The sequence below is a fragment of the Bacillus sp. REN16 genome (genome assembly GCF_020731355.1).
Lineage (GTDB): Bacteria > Bacillota > Bacilli > Bacillales > Bacillaceae_L > Ferdinandcohnia.
Map to the genome: position 1 here is coordinate 143,223 of NZ_JAJFZK010000004.1, position 16,316 is coordinate 159,538.

Here is a 16,316-nt window from a genome sequence, read left to right on the forward strand (position 1 = left end):
GGAAACTCCATGCGTATAACTCGAAAACGGCTAGGAAATTTATTGGTAGAATCTGGTCTTATTTCGGAAGACCAGCTACAACAGGCCCTAAAGGATAAGACGGAATCACAGAAGCTGGGTGATATCTTACTTCAAAAAGGATTTATTACAGAACAACAATTAATTGAGGTTTTAGAATTTCAATTAGGAATTCCGCATGTCAGCTTATTCCGATATCCTATTGACGCATCTTTAATATCACTAATACCTAGGGAAATGGCTAGAAGGTATTTGTTGATTGCCCTTAGAAAAGAAGGGGACAGGCTCTATGTGGCAATGGCTGACCCGATGGACTTTTATGCAATCGAAGATTTACGTCTGAGGACAGGCTTTCACATCGAACCTGCCATTGCTTCAAAAGATGAGATTTTACGTGCAATCAATAAGTTTTATGACTTAGACGATGGGATCAAAGAGTTTCTAGATGAGACACCAACTGAAATACAAGAGGAAAAGATAACAAATGAGGACGCACCAGTCGTTAAATTAGTAAATCAAATTTTACAAAATGCAGTTCAACAGCGTGCAAGTGATATTCATATCGATCCTCATGAAACAAAGGTAATTCTGCGTTATCGAGTAGATGGGGTGCTGCGTACAGAAAGAACCTTACCGCGCAGTATGCAAAGTGTCCTAACAGCACGTATTAAAATTATGGCAAACTTAGATATTACGGAAAGTCGTATCCCTCAGGATGGACGGATTAAAGTAAGTTTGGAAGCACATCATATTGATTTACGTGTTTCTACTTTACCAACGGTATTCGGTGAAAAAATTGTACTGCGTGTGTTGGATATGAGTAGTTCGCTTAATAATATTTCACAATTAGGATTCAATAAAGTTAACTTAGAACGGTTTAAGAAATTAATTCAACAACCGACTGGAATCGTTTTAATAACGGGTCCAACAGGTTCAGGGAAATCGTCCACCCTTTATGCTGCCTTGAATCAGCTAAATTCAGAGGATGTAAATATTATTACCGTTGAAGATCCAGTGGAGTACCAACTAGAAGGCATTAATCAAATTCAGGTAAACCCAAATGTCGGTATGACTTTTGCCAAAGGACTTCGTGCAATTTTACGGCAAGATCCCAATATTATTATGGTCGGAGAAATTCGTGACAGTGAGACGGCGGATGTTGCTGTAAGAGCATCACTAACTGGGCATTTAGTATTAAGTACACTTCATACCAATGATTCGCTTGGAACAATCACACGTTTGATCGATATGGGGGTTGAACCATTCCTTGTTGCGTCATCTTTATCAGGAGTCGTTTCCCAACGCTTAGTTCGCCGTGTATGCCGAGACTGTGGTCAGTTACATGAACCTACCGTTCGAGAACTTGAAATTTTCGGGAGACGAGGCATTACCATCGATAAAGTGAATCGAGGCAGAGGTTGTGGAACATGTAATATGACAGGTTATAAAGGAAGAGTAGCCATTCATGAGCTATTAGTTCTTAATAATGAGATGAGACGAATGATTATGAATAAAGAGCCATACTCAAGCCTTCGAGAGGTCGCAATAAAAGATGGAACCATCTTCCTGATTGATGATGGTCTATTAAAGGTAAAGCAAGGGATTACGACAACCGAGGAAATACTTCGCGTAGCAACTGCTGAATAGGTGGAGAACAGTATGAAAGAAAAAATAAACCAAATATTACTTTCAGCACATGAATTAAAAGCTTCTGATATTCATATCACAGCCGGTGTTCCCCCTATCTTTCGAATTAATGGGGATTTAAAGAGATATGGCAAGGAAATGATTTTGCCAAACATGATTGACTCGATTGCTAAGGCAATTGTACCAGAAGATATGTGGTTGTATTTCAAAGAAAAAGGAGAACTTGATTTCTCATATGGAATCCAGGGTGTCTCACGGTTTCGTGTAAATTTATATAAACAGAGAACAACTCTCGCAATTGCATTTCGCGTGATACCTACCGCAATTCCAACATTTGAGGAACTTGAACTTCCGCAGGTATTAAAGAAAATTTGTCAAAAACCCCAAGGTCTTGTTCTCGTTACAGGGCCGACCGGAAGCGGGAAATCGACAACACTTGCATCCATGATTCAATTTATTAATCAAACAATGAGTAAACATGTAGTCACTCTTGAAGACCCAATTGAATACCTGCATAAGCATGGCGCTAGTATCATTGAGCAGCGAGAAATTGGAAGTGATACACTTAATTTTGCGAACGGACTTCGTGCAGCACTTAGGCAGGACCCTGATGTGATCCTTGTAGGTGAAATGCGAGATTTAGAAACCATTCACACAGCCATTACAGCAGCTGAAACGGGTCATCTTGTGCTTGGTACATTACACACAGTTAGTGCACCATCAACGATTGAACGGATTATAGATGTGTTTCCATCTTCACAGCAACCGCAAATTAGAATTCAACTTGCTAATGTGCTTGTAAGTGTGATTTCGCAAAGGCTTTTTCCAACAGCTAATCGAAAGGGCAGGAGAGCAGCAACCGAAATTCTGATTAATAACTCAGCAGTTGCCAATTTAATTCGCAATGAAAAGACTCATCAAATTAAAAATGTAATGCAGACAAGCCGTGCTGAAGGAATGCACACACTGGATAGTAACCTAATAGATTTAGTCCGTGCCGGGACTATTTCAAAGGATGTTGCCCAACCTTTCTTACAGGAGACCATGAATAATGCCTAGATATAAGTATGAGGGACGAGACAAATATGGAAAAAAATCCGGCACAATATCTGGAACGTCTAAGACAGATGCAGTAGCAAATCTAAGGCAAAAAGGAATCCGAGTTACGAATATAAATGAAATTCCTGAAACCTTACTAACAAAAGAAATTGCAATTGGAAGTCCAGTAAAATATAAAGATTTCGTTATCTTTTTAAGGCAATTTGCTACACTTATCAAAGCTGGGGTTACGATTGTTGATACGATGAATATTTTGGCGAATCAAACAAGCAGTAAGCCTTTAAAAAATGCTTTACTTGAGGTAGAAGAAGACCTAAGGGAGGGTATTTCCTTATCGGCAGCAACAGCAAAGCATAAACGAATTTTTACAACACTTTTTACAAATATGGTACGGGTTGGTGAGGTTGGAGGAAATCTTGATGACACTCTGGAAAACCTTGCAGATTATTATGAGAAGCAAAATAAAACAAGACAAAAAGTAAAGTCGGCAATGGCATACCCTGCGGTTATTGGGGTTGTTGCAGTAGCTGTCGTTATCTTTTTATTAGTTTCTGTTGTACCAACTTTTGTCGATATGTTTGCAGACTTTGGAGCTGAGCTGCCGGCTATTACCAAATTTGTCTTAAATGCAAGTGAATTTATGCAGCAATTTTGGTGGCTTGTCATTTTGATCTTTATTTTTATTTTTCTGCTCTTCACGATTATAAAACAAAGAAAAGAAACTAGGTATTATCTTGATTTTGTATTATTAAAAATGCCGATTTTTGGAACACTAATGCAAAAAGCGGCCCTTGCTCGAATGACAAGAACATTAGCTTCTATGTTAAGCAGTTCTGTTCCGATATTACAGGCGCTTGCAGTTGTGGAAACAATTGTTGAAAATGAAGTGATTGCAGATGTTATCAAACAATCAAGGAAATCACTAGAACAAGGTAAGTCCATGACAGAGCCAATGAAAAAGCATTGGGCATTTCCGCCACTCATTACTCATATGATCGCAATTGGTGAAACGACAGGATCTTTGGATGAGATGCTAGGTAAGGTAGCGAATTTCTATGAAGATGATGTAGAGAACACAACGGATCAATTAAAATCACTAATTGAACCACTTATGATAGTATTCTTAAGTAGTATAGTAGGGACTATTGTCACAGCTATTCTTGTACCAATGTTTGATATATTTAACCAAATTCAATAATTTAAATGGTATTTTATCTTTTTCTACAAAAATCGCTCAAAATTTCGTTTGTTTCCAACAAATAAGTAGTGTATTCTACATGGTTTGCAATTATAATGAATAGTATAAATGGACTAGTTCCGTGTAAAAAGGAGAGGAAAAATAAATGCTGAAAAAGTATTTAAAAAATCAAAAAGGTTTGACGTTAATTGAGTTATTAGCAGTAATCGTAATTCTAGGGATTATTGCGGCGATTGCAATACCGAGTATTGGAAAAATATTGGATAATTCAAACAAAGATGCTCATGTTTCGAATGCTGAAGCGATAGTTAATGCGGCTAAGTTATATGTTTCATCTCAAAATCAGTCAATTTCTGCTGCCGAGGCAACACCAACAAATATAACACTTGAAGAACTTATTAATAATGGTTTCATGGATGAGATTAAGGATCCTAGTAATAAAAGTTCAACATATAATCCAAAAACAACTTTAGTTGCTATTCATAAACCCGCTGGATCAGGTACTGTTTATAAAGTAACTCTTGTATCACGACATGATCCAGCGAGAACTTATTTAGACGCGATAAATATAAACGATTTGGATAGAGCGGATGTTAAAAATAATTAATTGATGAAGTAGATTAATAAAGTATATAGATGAATTATCTCGTTATTTCATCTATATACTTTTAATTTCAAGGAGATAGAAATGATAATAACGATTTATTTATATATATTTATCGTTGGGCTTTTGCTAGGCTCCTTCTTCAATGTAGTCGGCCTACGAATCCCAGCCGGTGAATCAATCGTTCGCCCACGTTCAGCATGCCCGACTTGTAAGCATCAGCTGACGGCAATTGAATTAATACCGGTATTTTCATACATACTCCAAGGTGGCAAATGCCGAAATTGTAAAACACGCATTTCACCTATTTATGCATCTTTTGAATTAGTAACCGCAATTCTTTTTACGATTTCACCATTGTTGGTGGGATGGTCAAAAGAATTGATTATCGCTTGGACGTTAATTTCCTTATTAATGATCATCTTTGTTTCAGATCTTACATACATGATTATCCCAGATAAAGTGCTTCTGTTCTTTGCACCGGTTTTCATCATTGAACGTATTTTCATTCCACTTGAACCGTGGTGGGACATGCTAGCCGGGAGTATCGTCGGATTTCTTCTCCTTTATCTAATCGCTATTATCAGTAGAGGAGGCATGGGCGGTGGAGATATTAAGCTTTATGCAGTTCTTGGACTTGTATTGGGCTGGAAACTTGTTCTGTTATCGTTTTTCTTAGCAACCATCTTTGGTACTGTGATTGGACTTTGTGGAATGGTCATTGGTAAAGTAAAGAAAGGGAAACCCATGCCTTTTGGTCCATCCATCGTCATTGGGACCCTCCTTGCATACTTTTTTGGACAAGACATTATCTCGTGGTATATTGAACTATTCGTACATTGATTTAAAGGGGATACATAATGGCTTTTACACTATTTTCATCAAACAAAATGGCAAATATTATTATTAAAGATCATGCGATCAGATATGTGGGTGTGAAGCAAACAAACCCTATTACCGTTCAAAAGTTTCGTGAAAAATATTTACCCCCTGGTATTATTCAAGAAGGAAGAATAATTGAAAGGGATACACTACTTTTAATTTTAGATGAGTGTGTGTCAGATTGGGGAATAAAAAAAAATCATGTTCAATTTGTGATTCCAGACCCTTTCGTGGTGATTCGCAAAATAACAATCCCAAATGAAGTAAAAGATGATGAGATTTTAGGATATATCTATTTGGAACTTGGCACAACCATCCATCTTCCTTTTGAGGAACCTGTTATTGATTTCAAAAAGCTTACAGAGGATGAAACCCGAAAAGAAGTACTCATTATTGCTGCACCTGAGGACGTTGCGTCCGAGTATTCTTCGTTATTAGAAGAGGTAGATTTAAAGCCAGTAGCAGCTGATATTACACCACTATGTATGTATCGTCTCTTTCATTTTTGCGATAAAACAAAAGAGGAAGGTCATTCATTGCTTATACAGTTTGATCTACAATCTGTTAATTTGAGTATTTTTCATCAAGATGTACCTTTGTTTATGAGACATATTACGTTAGAAACATCCATAGAAGATTGGGATATTCAACAAAATAATTCTCATACATTAGCGGATATACGATGGAATAGTCATCGAAGTAAAATAGAAGTTCTAATGGATGAATTAATCAAAGAGATAGAGCATGTGATGAATTTTTATAGCTTTAATATGACTCAGGGGAAGGAAAGGATTACCAATATATTAATGAGCGGTGACCATCCATATCTTTCAGGCATTAGGACAACACTAAAGCAAAGATATGAAATACCGGTTCAAACCATTGATAAATTTGAACAGCTTCCTGCCCATTATTATTTACCATTAGGATTGGCTCTTAAAGAGGTGCAATAATGCTAGTAGATATTAATTTACTTCCTAGAAAAGAATATAGAAATAGAGCTAATTTATTTCTTGTCATACTTATCGTGATTGTTGCCTTAGTTGGCTTTCTTTTTGTTTTTTTACAACTAAATAAAGCTCATGCACTTGAAAAGGATCTTAACAATCAACTTGTAACAGTTCAAGCAGCCAGAGTTGCTGCCGAAGAAGAAGGTGCAGTTTCAAATAATTCAAATAGTGTTCTACAGCTAGAAAGAACAGCAGAATGGGCGGATGCTTATTTTGTTGAAACAGTTCCGATCTTAAATCACCTAACGAAATTATTACCGGAACGAGGATTTGTTCAATCCTTTACCTATTCAGATACCGGTGTTATTTCTTTTGAAGTCCAGTTTGATACGAATACCGAGGTTGCACATTATTTAGCATTGCTTAATGAATCTCCTAACTTTGAATCAGTCAAGCTGTTTACTGTATCAACTAGTCCGCTAACTGAAGAGGTTAATGAAGAGGATGTAGGACAAGGGAATGAAACAAATAATGAGTCGAACCCTACTAATACTGAAGGCAATGTAACGTTACCTAATAATGCGACTAAAACAGATGCAAATGATAACATTTTACCAAGATATTATGCACAATTTGAATTAATTATTAACAAGGCTGCATTTAATACGATAGAAAAGGAGGGTGACTAATATGACTCTCCATTTCTCACGAAAACAGCTTACTCTTTTAATCCTTTCAACTGTTGTCTTACTTGGCTTATCTTATTTAGCCTATTTTTTACTAGTAACACCGGTCAATCAAAAAATCTCTCAGCTAGAGAATAGTTTGAAAACGGAACAAAGACTGTTAGAGTTGGTTTCTGAAAAAAGTACTACTGAGGAAGCTATTGTTAGCTCGACTGAGATTCAAAAGAAAATACCGGTAATCCCATTAGTGGAACAAATCATTTTGGATATAGAACGTGCCGAAACCTTATCTGAAAGTAAAGTTACCAACATGTCCTATAGTGAAAATGAATTTATTTTAGATGAAGAATCTCAAACTGAGGGACAGGAAGAAGTAACAGAACCTAACGATACAACTGAAACGGTAGAGGTTGCTCCAGACAAGACCACGCAGGCTGAACAACCTGAGGAAGAGAATACATTCGATCCTGAACTAGTAGATGGTTTAAGTCTAGTAACGGTTACATTGAGTGTTGAATCTCCAAATTATAGTGAATTGGAGAAATTCTTGTCGGTTGTCGAACATCAAACAAGAATAACGAAGGTTGATGCATTAAGCTTTACGGGTACATCGGAGCTGACTTCAATCGAACAAGTTCCTGCACCGCTAGTGTACAATGTGACAATATCTTCATTCTACATGCCAAAATATAAGGATCTTGCTGAAGAGGCACCTAGACTAACGGTACCACCCCCAGGAAATAAAAAAAATCCGTTGGCTACTGGTTTAGAAAATGAAAGCAAAGATAGTCAATGATTAATAAACCTATATGTACGAGGCATGATTTGTCTCGTTTTTTTAAGAAATTATAGATGGATGTGATAACAGCTTGGAATCGCTACTATTTGCAATTATTTCGCTTCTTCTAATTCTGCCTATTATCTATTTTATTCCCTTTGGTTTTACGAAGAAGGGAAAAATTATTATTCTAATAAGTGCTTTTATTGTATTTATTATAGGTTTAGCGGCAAGGACAGTAATGAGCGTATGGCAAACTGGGATTGTGTTAATACTGCTAGCAATAGGGGTTACATATATTTTAGCCACCCGATTCGGTAATAAGCTATTTGAAAAAAACGAATATGAATTGGGTTCAGAGAATAAAGTGATTAAGTTTGAACTTGAAGATGGTATAGAGGAAGAAATGCGTAGTCAGGTGGTACATAAGGAAGAGCTTATTCTTCCTACTTTCGAACCGTCTGCTTCCTTATCTATTCCGGAGCAAACAGATGAAAATCAATTAGAAAATACGGATTTCCTTGATGAAACAATAGATGAACGGTTTGAATTGGAAGAAGTTTCAGAAGTACAAAATGAACTGAACAATGAGATCGTGTATGAGGAAATCGAAGATAAAAAGGAAGTTCAAATAAGTAATAATAATAACCTCGATGATTTACTGAAGGAATTAGAATTGGAGTTAGAGACAGCTAATCAAAAAAGCGAAGAAGCCGACGAAGCTGTTGTCGAAACAACTGTCAATAATGATAATATAGATGAGCTTGAAGAAATAGAAGTTAAGGACTTATATACCTATTCGCAACCTGAACTTGAGGAAATCAATATTGATAGTTTACAAGTAGCTAACGATCATCAAGAGGAAGAATTAATCGATATTGCAGATGAAACAAATGATGAGGTAATGGAAGTTATTGAAGATACAAAAATAGAAGAATATTCGGAAGATGAAATCATACCAAATAATAGTCCATCGGATTCCGAAATGAAAAACGAATTACTCGAAATTAATGAGAACGATGTAAATCTTCATAATCAAGAACCTGAAGTAATTGATATTCAAGAAGAAAAAGATGTAACGAAACAATTACTTTTCAATTCTATGGTGTCTCAAATCAATCTCTCTAAGAATCAATTATCAAGTACACAATATGAAAAATTGATAGTAGATCACCTTCATCCCGGAATGTCTGATCATGATTATTATACTTTTGTCAGCTTATTAATTGATCATTATATAGAAACGAAACAATACGAGGAACTATCTTCATTAATTTCCAAAAATATGAACAGATTCAAGGAATATCCTGTTATTTTACAGGAAATTAACTTTTTGTTAGAAGAATATTGCAAAATATGACGAAAAATAACGAAAAGCATGGTAGAATAAAATGAAAAAGCCGTTTTAAACATGAATAGGTGTGGTGAATGATTTATGAAAAAAAGTGTTGAAATCGTTGGGTTACCAATCATAAGTATTATAGATGGTGTAGAAATCGGAAAAGTAAAATCTTTAGTTATTAACCCTGAGAAAGGCTCAGTCGACTTCCTGACAATTGAACATGAAGATTGGCAGGTAAGTGTAAAAGCCATTCCGTTCAAAAGAGTGGTTGGAATCGGAGAATACGCGGTTACCATTGAAAGTGAAAGCGCCGTAATTGATTTAAATGAAATTCCGATTGCGAATACACTTGTTAATAAGAAAATTAAAATTACAAATACAAAAGTAATGACAAGAAAAGGGCAATTATTAGGGGAAGTCCTTGAATATTATGTTGATGATGAATCCGGAAATCTATTAGGAACATTATTAAATGTTTCTGGCAATGAGGTTGCTTTACCTTCTGATTCTGTCCTTACATATGGAAAAGACATTATCATTGTTGAAGAAAATGCTTCATCTAAATTCCTTGATTCAGTAGAGTCATTAGAAAATCCACAACCGGAGTCTACTGAAACTCAATCAAATGAAATCATCGAAGAACTACTCCCTGCATCAACAGATGAACAAGGTCCATTTGATGAAATTAATGCGTCAATCGATAAGCACGAAGAGTCTGAATCAAAGGCATTACGTTTAAAACAAGTTGACCTACTTTACGGTAAAGTTGTGAAGAAAGACATTCTGGACAATGAAGGAAATATACTAATTCCAGCTGGAACTCATTTATCCGTAGATGATATTATTAAAGCCCAAGATCTAGGACCAAGTGTATTTGTTGAATTATCAATGAATGTTGAAGGATAAAGCCCACTATTTAGTGGGTTTTTTTGATGCCCAAAATTTCTAAATGTTAATGCTTGTAGGAATTTGACGAAAACCTCTAGTAACAAGACGACAAATGTCTTGTTCTTTTTTTTTTGAGGTATGGTAGGATTGACAAAAATAGAGCTTTTCCTTAAATAGGTGGTGAAGAAATGGATAAGCACAATCGGATTTCTATTAAAATCAATGGTAAGGAGTCAAAAGTTAAAAAAGAAGAGAAAGAAACCCATGAATTTGTCGAATCGGAAAAACCTCTTATTATTATAGAGAATGATGAGGTTGCCGCGGCACAAGAGGAAGAGGAGGATGATTTTAGCTGGGTTCTGCCAGATGAAAACTTGAAAAATCATTCTTCAAAGGAAAAAGAGATTCCAGTAATCCCGATCGAAGATTTACGACTATCAAAAGGTCCTAGTAAAATACCGTATAAACCAAAAAATAAAAAAGGATTTCACTTTTTTCCTGTTAAACAATTTGCCGTTTCTTTTGTTTTAGCAGTTATCCTTGGAGTTGGTTTTGGATTCATGATTTTAAAAATAGTGGATGATGTAAATGCAGGACCTGCGGAAAACGAGACGCCAGCCGAGGTTACTGATAATACCCCGCCTTCTACTGGGAAACAGGAGGACACGCCTGTGAGTGGCCAAACAGCAATTGATTTAGAAACACTGGCTACCGGTGTAGTCCAAGGTGGGAAGTTTTCAACTGCTGAATCTGCGAATACAACTGTCAGCGAAATTAAAGGCAAGGGTTTTGCCGCGACTGCTGTTGAAGTTGATGGAGCTTTTTTCGTAATTGCCGGTATTGGATCTGAACAAGGATCGGTAAGCGGGATTAAGACAAAATATGAAGAAGCCTTCCCTGAATTTTTTGCAAAAACATTTGAATTACCTGGTGGGTCCTATACGAATGCAGGAAAGGCAGATGCGGAAGCTATTAACGCAGCTCTTCCAGTATATAAGGAATTAGTGGCACTTTCTTCTCAGGCTTTCGAAAACGGTGAAATTGATAATGGACAATGGGATAATCTAACCAAACAAATAGCAACAGTAAAAGATGTAAAGACTGACAGCCTGCATGCACAAATGAAAGAATTCCATACAAATGTACAATCCGCCTTTACACAACTGCAAGAATTTAAAAATGGAGGCGGCCAAAAATCTCTATGGCAATCACAGCAATCATTATTAAATGCATACCAAGCTTATTCAGTGTGGATTTCTGAGTTAAGCTAGACAAAATTCAATTTTTTAGTGAAAATAGAAAGGGGATCTTTACTCCTTTCTTTTTCTATGTCTTGATTTCCATAGCTTTTACATAAAGGGACAAATTTTCTCAAACAATAAATTATCTGGAAAATTGGATTTTACATAATTGTAGAGTGTTGATTTGTTTGTTAGGATAAACAGGTATCTTCCATTCTGAAAAAAATGATAAAGGGTGAATAAACATGCAACACCTCGTTTTAGCCTCAGGTTCTCCACGACGAAAAGAACTTCTTAGAAATGTGAAACTTTCCTTCGATGTTTCCGTCAGTAATATTGATGAAACCATTGACGAAACTCTCACTCCTGAAGAAAAGGTCATGACGATTGCCTTTAATAAAGCAAAGGCAATTGCCAAGCAATTCCCAGATTCCTGTATCCTTGCAGCTGATACAGCTGTTGTGTTTCAAAACCAATTTTTAGGTAAACCTAAAAGCGAACAGGAATCGATACACGTTTTAAAAAAATTATCAAATCAAACACATGAAGTCGTAACAGGAGTTGCGATTCTTTTTAAGGACACCAAAAAGATGTTCTTTGAAAGAACAGAAGTAACGTTTTGGGATTTAACTGATGAGGAAATTCAAGCATATGTTGCTTCAGGCGAACCAAAGGATAAAGCAGGTTCATATGGAATTCAAGGACTTGGATCTGCACTCGTAAAACATATTAAAGGCGACTATTTTTCTGTCGTTGGCTTGCCTGTATCACGAACTCTTCGTGAACTTAGAGAGCTGGGATTTCACAGCTAAAAATGGATTCATTTACGCAGAAAAGAATGCAACTAATAAACAGCGCAATTATAGGCTAAATGACATAGTAGCCAGTATTTTTTCCGAGTAGGGTCCAAGTATCTAGTACAATGGATAGGAGGAACCTTTTTGAAATCAGCACTTATGATTCGAGATTATCCTCAAGAGGAAAGGCCGCGGGAACGATTGGTTTCAGACGGTCCTGACAGCCTTTCAAATCATGAGCTTTTAGCCATTCTTTTACGAACAGGATCAAAGGAAGAATCCGTCATTCAGCTTTCAAACCGCTTATTGCATCATTTTGAAGGACTAAGATTATTAAAGGATGCATCTGTCGAAGAAATCACTTCCATTAAAGGGATCGGAACAGCGAAAGCCGTACAAATCATGGCGGCGATTGAGCTAGGTCGCAGAATTGGAAAACTTCAATATGAAGATCGATATGTGATCAGATCCCCAGAGGATGGGGCTAAATATGTGATGGAGGATATGCGATTTTTATCACAGGAACATTTTGTTTGTCTTTACCTGAATACGAAAAATCAGGTGATACACCGTCAAACGATTTTTATCGGAAGTCTTAATGCTTCGATCGTTCATCCGCGTGAGGTGTATAAGGAGGCTTTTCGAAGATCAGCGGCATCCATCATTTGCATCCATAATCATCCTTCAGGTGACCCGGCACCGAGCCGGGAAGATATTGAGGTCACAAAGCGGCTAGTTGAATGTGGCAGGATAATCGGCATAGAGCTTTTGGACCATTTAATCATCGGTGAACAGAAATATGTCAGTCTAAAAGAAAAAGGGTATGTGTGACTGTTAAAATGTGTGTTCAAAAGACGGTGTCATTTTCGACCGACTTTTTGAACATCCTCTATTAATTTTTAATTTAGTACGATATAATATTGGTTATGAGTTTTTAGCATGTTAACCCATTTTTATTCGCGTATCAGAAAGGAAGATACATATTATGTTTGGAATAGGTACAAGAGACCTTGGTATAGATTTAGGGACGGCAAATACACTTGTTTTTATTAAGGGAAAAGGCATTGCAGTTAGAGAGCCATCTGTAGTTGCGATGCAAACAGACACAAAGCAGATTGTAGCAGTAGGAAACGATGCTAAAAACATGATTGGGCGTACACCTGGCAATGTTGTTGCACTTCGTCCGATGAAGGATGGTGTCATTGCTGACTATGAAACAACTGCGACAATGATGAAATATTACATCAATTCAGCAGTTAAAACGAAAAACTTCTTTTCAAGAAAGCCATATATTATGGTTTGTGTCCCATCGGGGATTACTGCGGTCGAACAACGTGCGGTGATTGATGCTACAAGGCAAGCTGGTGCAAGAGATGCATATCCAATCGAAGAGCCATTTGCAGCGGCTATTGGTGCAAATCTTCCGGTATGGGAACCAACTGGCAGCATGATTGTTGATATCGGTGGCGGAACAACTGAAGTTGCCATTATCTCTTTAGGTGGAATTGTTACAAGTCAGTCAATTCGTATTGCCGGAGATGAAATGGATGATGCAATTATTCAATATATTCGTAAAACCTATAACCTCATGATTGGGGATCGCACAGCGGAAGCAATCAAAGTAGAGATTGGTTCAGCCGGTGCTCCTGAGGGTGTAGAGAACATGGAAATCCGTGGAAGAGATTTATTAACTGGATTGCCAAAAACAATTGAGATTACGGCCGAAGAAATTTCGGGCGCTCTGCATGACACTGTGTATGCGATTGTCGATGCGGTTAAAAATACGCTTGAAAAGACACCGCCTGAGCTAGCAGCAGATATAATGGATCGCGGAATCGTTTTAGCTGGTGGGGGAGCTCTTTTACGCAATTTGGATAAAGTGATTAGTGAGGAAACAAGTATGCCTGTTCTTATTGCTGAAAATCCATTAGATTGTGTAGCTATTGGTACAGGTAAAGCCCTTGACCATATTCATTTATTTAAAGGGAAATCAAAGGATTTACGATAAAGAAGAACATGATGATAGTGGGGAATTGATTTCCCCACTTTATGTGTTGAAATTTTAGTTTAGTTAGAGGGTGTAACACATGCCACAATTTTTTCTTAATAAGCGATTAATTATTTTACTTGTTTGTATCATCGTTCTAGTGGCATTGATTGGATTTTCCTTAAAAGAGCGTGACAAATTATCATGGCCTGAACAGTTTTTAAAGGATTCAGTTGGTTGGGTTCAAAGTATATTTCATCAACCCTCTCAAGCTATTGCTGGATTTTTTGATAATGTCAATCATATTCAACATACTTTTGAAGAGAATCAGCTTTTAAAGGAAAAGCTTGATTCCTATGGTCAAATCGAAGCAAAAGTACAGGAATTAGAAAAAGAAAATGATAAATTGCGTGATGTTTTGAAAAAAACGGAATCACTCGATCATTTTAATAAAATACAGGCTACGGTAATAGGGCGTAACCCTGATCAATGGCATGAAATTATAACGGTTAATAGAGGAACACGGCATGGAGTGAAGGTTGACATGGCTGTGATTACCTCAAAGGGTTTAATTGGTAAAATAAAACATGCAAATGAATTTACATCGACCATCCAATTATTAAGCTCCCCAAATCGTATCAATCGTATCTCAGCTTATATTCAAGGAGATACAAAAATTATGGGGTTAATTGAGGGGTATGACGAAGAAAAAGAAGCGCTTCTATTTAAAATCAATACACCAGATGCAAAAATAGAAAAAGATCAAAAGGTACTTACTTCTGGACTTGGTGGAATTTTTCCGAGTGAGCTGTATATTGGTGAGGTCATGGACGTTGTACCTGATGATTATGGGTTAACGAAGACTGCCTATATTAAGCCAGCAGCTGATTTTTATGAAATTGATCATGTTATAATTGTTGAAAGAACGATGATTGTTCCAAATGAAGAGGAGGAGGAATCGTGAGGCGTTTCGTCCTTCCTTTTATTTTGTCCTTTGTTTTTTTATTTGAAAGCAGCTTTATTGATTTAGTGCCAGCAGACATTTTTCATCAGGAAAATGTCTACGTTCCTCGGTTTTTATTTGTTTTGATTGGTTTTATTACAGTCTATTTTAATAAACCAATTGGGCTTATATATGCGGCTATTTTTGGTTTGCTTTATGATATTGTTTATACTGAAATACTAGGAGTTTATTTGTTTTTATATACACTTATGGCTTATCTTATTTCCTGGGCAAGTCGGATTCTTCAAACCAATATCTTTGTCATTTCTTTTTTAAGTCTGGTTGGGATAGCAGCTTTGGAATTCTGTGTATATGCGGTAAATTTAGCAATCGGTTCAGCTTCTCTTTCAGTTGAACAATTTCTGCAAATCCGTATTTTGCCGACAATCCTATTAAATAGTATATTTATCCTAGTATTTGCTTACCCATTTAAGAAATTACTAGGAAAGCTACATATAGAAGAGTAAATTGGTTCTTTCAAAAAAACTTTGAGATTTAACAGGAAAAATGGAGTCTTTTGTTGAAGTATATTATCGTTGAGGTGAACGTCGTGAAAGGACAAAAACAGCAGTATGTTACTATAAAAGGGACAAAAGACGGACTTACGTTGCATCTCGATGATTCATGTTCATTTGAAGAACTGATTTCAGATTTAGAGATTATGCTATCCTTGAATCGTAAAACGAAAGATGATGTTCCGTTCGTTCCTGTTAAAGTGAAAACTGGCAATCGTTTTCTAACGCAAGATCAAGAAGAAGAAATACGTTCTATCATTCGCAATAAAAAGCATTTGGTTGTGGATGTAATTGACAGTAATGTGATTACAAAACAAGAAGCCGAAGAATTGAAGAAGAAGAATGAGATTGTTTCAGTTGCAAAGGTGATTCGTTCTGGACAAGTCCTTAAAGTAGATGGAGACCTAGTGCTTGTCGGGGATGTGAATCCCGGGGCAACTGTTATAGCAGGCGGTAATATTTTTATTATGGGTTCTTTGCGCGGAATTGCACATGCAGGATTCAATGGTAATCAGGATGCAATCATTGCAGCGTCAGTCATGAAGCCAACTCAGCTTCGAATTGCTGATATAATGAACAGAGCACCTGACTTCGCTCAAACAGAAACCAACATAATGGAATGTGCATATGTGGACGACAATGAGACAATTGTAGTAGACAGATTGCAACAGTTAACTCATTTAAGACCTAACTTAACAAGGTTAGAAGGGGGAATCTAGCT

General features: G+C 36.6%; 17 protein-coding genes. All 17 read left to right on the plus strand.

The genetic code is table 11. The annotated features are described in order from the left end of the window. Positions 1-9: 9 nt before the first annotated feature. The 17 genes from LKW28_RS06325 to minC all read left to right on the plus strand — a co-directional run bounded on the left by LKW28_RS06325 (position 10) and on the right by minC (position 16,314). The gene (locus tag LKW28_RS06325; protein WP_229139504.1) at positions 10-1,665 is read left to right on the plus strand and encodes a GspE/PulE family protein; all 1,656 of its coding nucleotides are present in this window, start codon (positions 10-12) and stop codon (positions 1,663-1,665) included. Positions 1,666-1,677: 12 nt separating this feature from the next. Then, a complete protein-coding gene (locus tag LKW28_RS06330; protein WP_229139505.1) occupies positions 1,678-2,724 on the plus strand; it encodes a type IV pilus twitching motility protein PilT in 1,047 nt (348 codons plus the stop codon). Continuing rightward, entirely contained in the window at positions 2,717-3,922 is a 1,206-nt protein-coding gene (locus tag LKW28_RS06335; protein WP_229139506.1) for a type II secretion system F family protein, read from the plus strand. The genes LKW28_RS06330 and LKW28_RS06335 overlap by 8 nt, the downstream gene beginning before the upstream one ends. A gap of 145 nt (positions 3,923-4,067) precedes the next feature. Beyond that, entirely contained in the window at positions 4,068-4,529 is a 462-nt protein-coding gene (locus tag LKW28_RS06340) for a prepilin-type N-terminal cleavage/methylation domain-containing protein (protein ID WP_229139507.1), read from the plus strand. Between the two features lie 81 nt (positions 4,530-4,610). Further along, positions 4,611-5,369, plus strand: coding sequence for a prepilin peptidase (locus LKW28_RS06345; RefSeq protein WP_229139508.1), 759 nt, complete (start codon positions 4,611-4,613; stop codon positions 5,367-5,369). A 17-nt stretch (positions 5,370-5,386) separates the two neighbouring features. Further along, the gene (gene pilM / locus LKW28_RS06350) at positions 5,387-6,361 is read left to right on the plus strand and encodes a type IV pilus biogenesis protein PilM (protein ID WP_229139509.1); all 975 of its coding nucleotides are present in this window, start codon (positions 5,387-5,389) and stop codon (positions 6,359-6,361) included. Further along, on the plus strand, positions 6,361-7,047 hold the full coding sequence (locus tag LKW28_RS06355; RefSeq protein WP_229139510.1) for a PilN domain-containing protein: 687 nt from the start codon (positions 6,361-6,363) through the stop codon (positions 7,045-7,047). Before pilM ends, LKW28_RS06355 begins: the two co-directional genes overlap by 1 nt. 1 nt (position 7,048) lies before the next feature. Beyond that, positions 7,049-7,840 carry a hypothetical protein gene (locus LKW28_RS06360; protein ID WP_229139511.1) on the plus strand — a complete coding sequence of 264 codons (792 nt, stop codon included), beginning with the start codon at positions 7,049-7,051 and terminating at the stop codon, positions 7,838-7,840. Between the two features lie 73 nt (positions 7,841-7,913). Then, a complete protein-coding gene (locus LKW28_RS06365) occupies positions 7,914-9,182 on the plus strand; it encodes a hypothetical protein (RefSeq protein ID WP_229139512.1) in 1,269 nt (422 codons plus the stop codon). 75 nt (positions 9,183-9,257) lie between these two features. Continuing rightward, positions 9,258-10,070, plus strand: a complete 813-nt coding sequence (locus LKW28_RS06370) for a PRC-barrel domain-containing protein (RefSeq protein ID WP_229139513.1) — start codon at positions 9,258-9,260, stop codon at positions 10,068-10,070. A 170-nt stretch (positions 10,071-10,240) separates the two neighbouring features. Then, on the plus strand, positions 10,241-11,323 hold the full coding sequence (locus tag LKW28_RS06375; protein ID WP_229139514.1) for a hypothetical protein: 1,083 nt from the start codon (positions 10,241-10,243) through the stop codon (positions 11,321-11,323). Between the two features lie 215 nt (positions 11,324-11,538). Continuing rightward, positions 11,539-12,105 carry a Maf family protein gene (locus LKW28_RS06380; RefSeq protein ID WP_229139515.1) on the plus strand — a complete coding sequence of 189 codons (567 nt, stop codon included), beginning with the start codon at positions 11,539-11,541 and terminating at the stop codon, positions 12,103-12,105. Positions 12,106-12,249: 144 nt separating this feature from the next. After that, on the plus strand, positions 12,250-12,921 hold the full coding sequence (gene radC, locus LKW28_RS06385; RefSeq protein ID WP_229139720.1) for a RadC family protein: 672 nt from the start codon (positions 12,250-12,252) through the stop codon (positions 12,919-12,921). A gap of 154 nt (positions 12,922-13,075) precedes the next feature. Further along, the gene (locus tag LKW28_RS06390; RefSeq protein ID WP_229139516.1) at positions 13,076-14,098 is read left to right on the plus strand and encodes a rod shape-determining protein; all 1,023 of its coding nucleotides are present in this window, start codon (positions 13,076-13,078) and stop codon (positions 14,096-14,098) included. A 79-nt stretch (positions 14,099-14,177) separates the two neighbouring features. Next, positions 14,178-15,041 carry a rod shape-determining protein MreC gene (gene mreC, locus LKW28_RS06395; RefSeq protein WP_229139517.1) on the plus strand — a complete coding sequence of 288 codons (864 nt, stop codon included), beginning with the start codon at positions 14,178-14,180 and terminating at the stop codon, positions 15,039-15,041. Next, positions 15,038-15,547, plus strand: a complete 510-nt coding sequence (gene mreD / locus LKW28_RS06400; RefSeq protein WP_229139518.1) for a rod shape-determining protein MreD — start codon at positions 15,038-15,040, stop codon at positions 15,545-15,547. The genes mreC and mreD overlap by 4 nt, the downstream gene beginning before the upstream one ends. Positions 15,548-15,621: 74 nt before the next feature. After that, complete coding sequence (minC, locus tag LKW28_RS06405) at positions 15,622-16,314, plus strand: septum site-determining protein MinC (protein ID WP_324255015.1); 693 nt, start codon at positions 15,622-15,624, stop codon at positions 16,312-16,314. The last annotated feature ends 2 nt before the right edge of the window (positions 16,315-16,316 follow it).

Excerpts from the sequence above, each read along its gene's own strand:
- LKW28_RS06335 (WP_229139506.1), top strand. The coding sequence starts at position 2,717 with ATGCCTAGATATAAGTATGAGGGACGAGACAAATATGGAAAAAAATCC.
- LKW28_RS06375 (WP_229139514.1), top strand. The coding sequence starts at position 10,241 with ATGGATAAGCACAATCGGATTTCTATTAAAATCAATGGTAAGGAGTCA.
- LKW28_RS06340 (WP_229139507.1), top strand. The coding sequence starts at position 4,068 with ATGCTGAAAAAGTATTTAAAAAATCAAAAAGGTTTGACGTTAATTGAG.
- LKW28_RS06380 (WP_229139515.1), top strand. The coding sequence starts at position 11,539 with ATGCAACACCTCGTTTTAGCCTCAGGTTCTCCACGACGAAAAGAACTT.
- LKW28_RS06325 (WP_229139504.1), top strand. The coding sequence starts at position 10 with ATGCGTATAACTCGAAAACGGCTAGGAAATTTATTGGTAGAATCTGGT.
- LKW28_RS06355 (WP_229139510.1), top strand. The coding sequence starts at position 6,361 with ATGCTAGTAGATATTAATTTACTTCCTAGAAAAGAATATAGAAATAGA.
- LKW28_RS06330 (WP_229139505.1), top strand. The coding sequence starts at position 1,678 with ATGAAAGAAAAAATAAACCAAATATTACTTTCAGCACATGAATTAAAA.
- pilM (WP_229139509.1), top strand. The coding sequence starts at position 5,387 with ATGGCTTTTACACTATTTTCATCAAACAAAATGGCAAATATTATTATT.
- mreC (WP_229139517.1), top strand. The coding sequence starts at position 14,178 with ATGCCACAATTTTTTCTTAATAAGCGATTAATTATTTTACTTGTTTGT.
- LKW28_RS06390 (WP_229139516.1), top strand. The coding sequence starts at position 13,076 with ATGTTTGGAATAGGTACAAGAGACCTTGGTATAGATTTAGGGACGGCA.
- radC (WP_229139720.1), top strand. The coding sequence starts at position 12,250 with ATGATTCGAGATTATCCTCAAGAGGAAAGGCCGCGGGAACGATTGGTT.
- LKW28_RS06370 (WP_229139513.1), top strand. The coding sequence starts at position 9,258 with ATGAAAAAAAGTGTTGAAATCGTTGGGTTACCAATCATAAGTATTATA.
- LKW28_RS06360 (WP_229139511.1), top strand. The coding sequence starts at position 7,049 with ATGACTCTCCATTTCTCACGAAAACAGCTTACTCTTTTAATCCTTTCA.
- LKW28_RS06345 (WP_229139508.1), top strand. The coding sequence starts at position 4,611 with ATGATAATAACGATTTATTTATATATATTTATCGTTGGGCTTTTGCTA.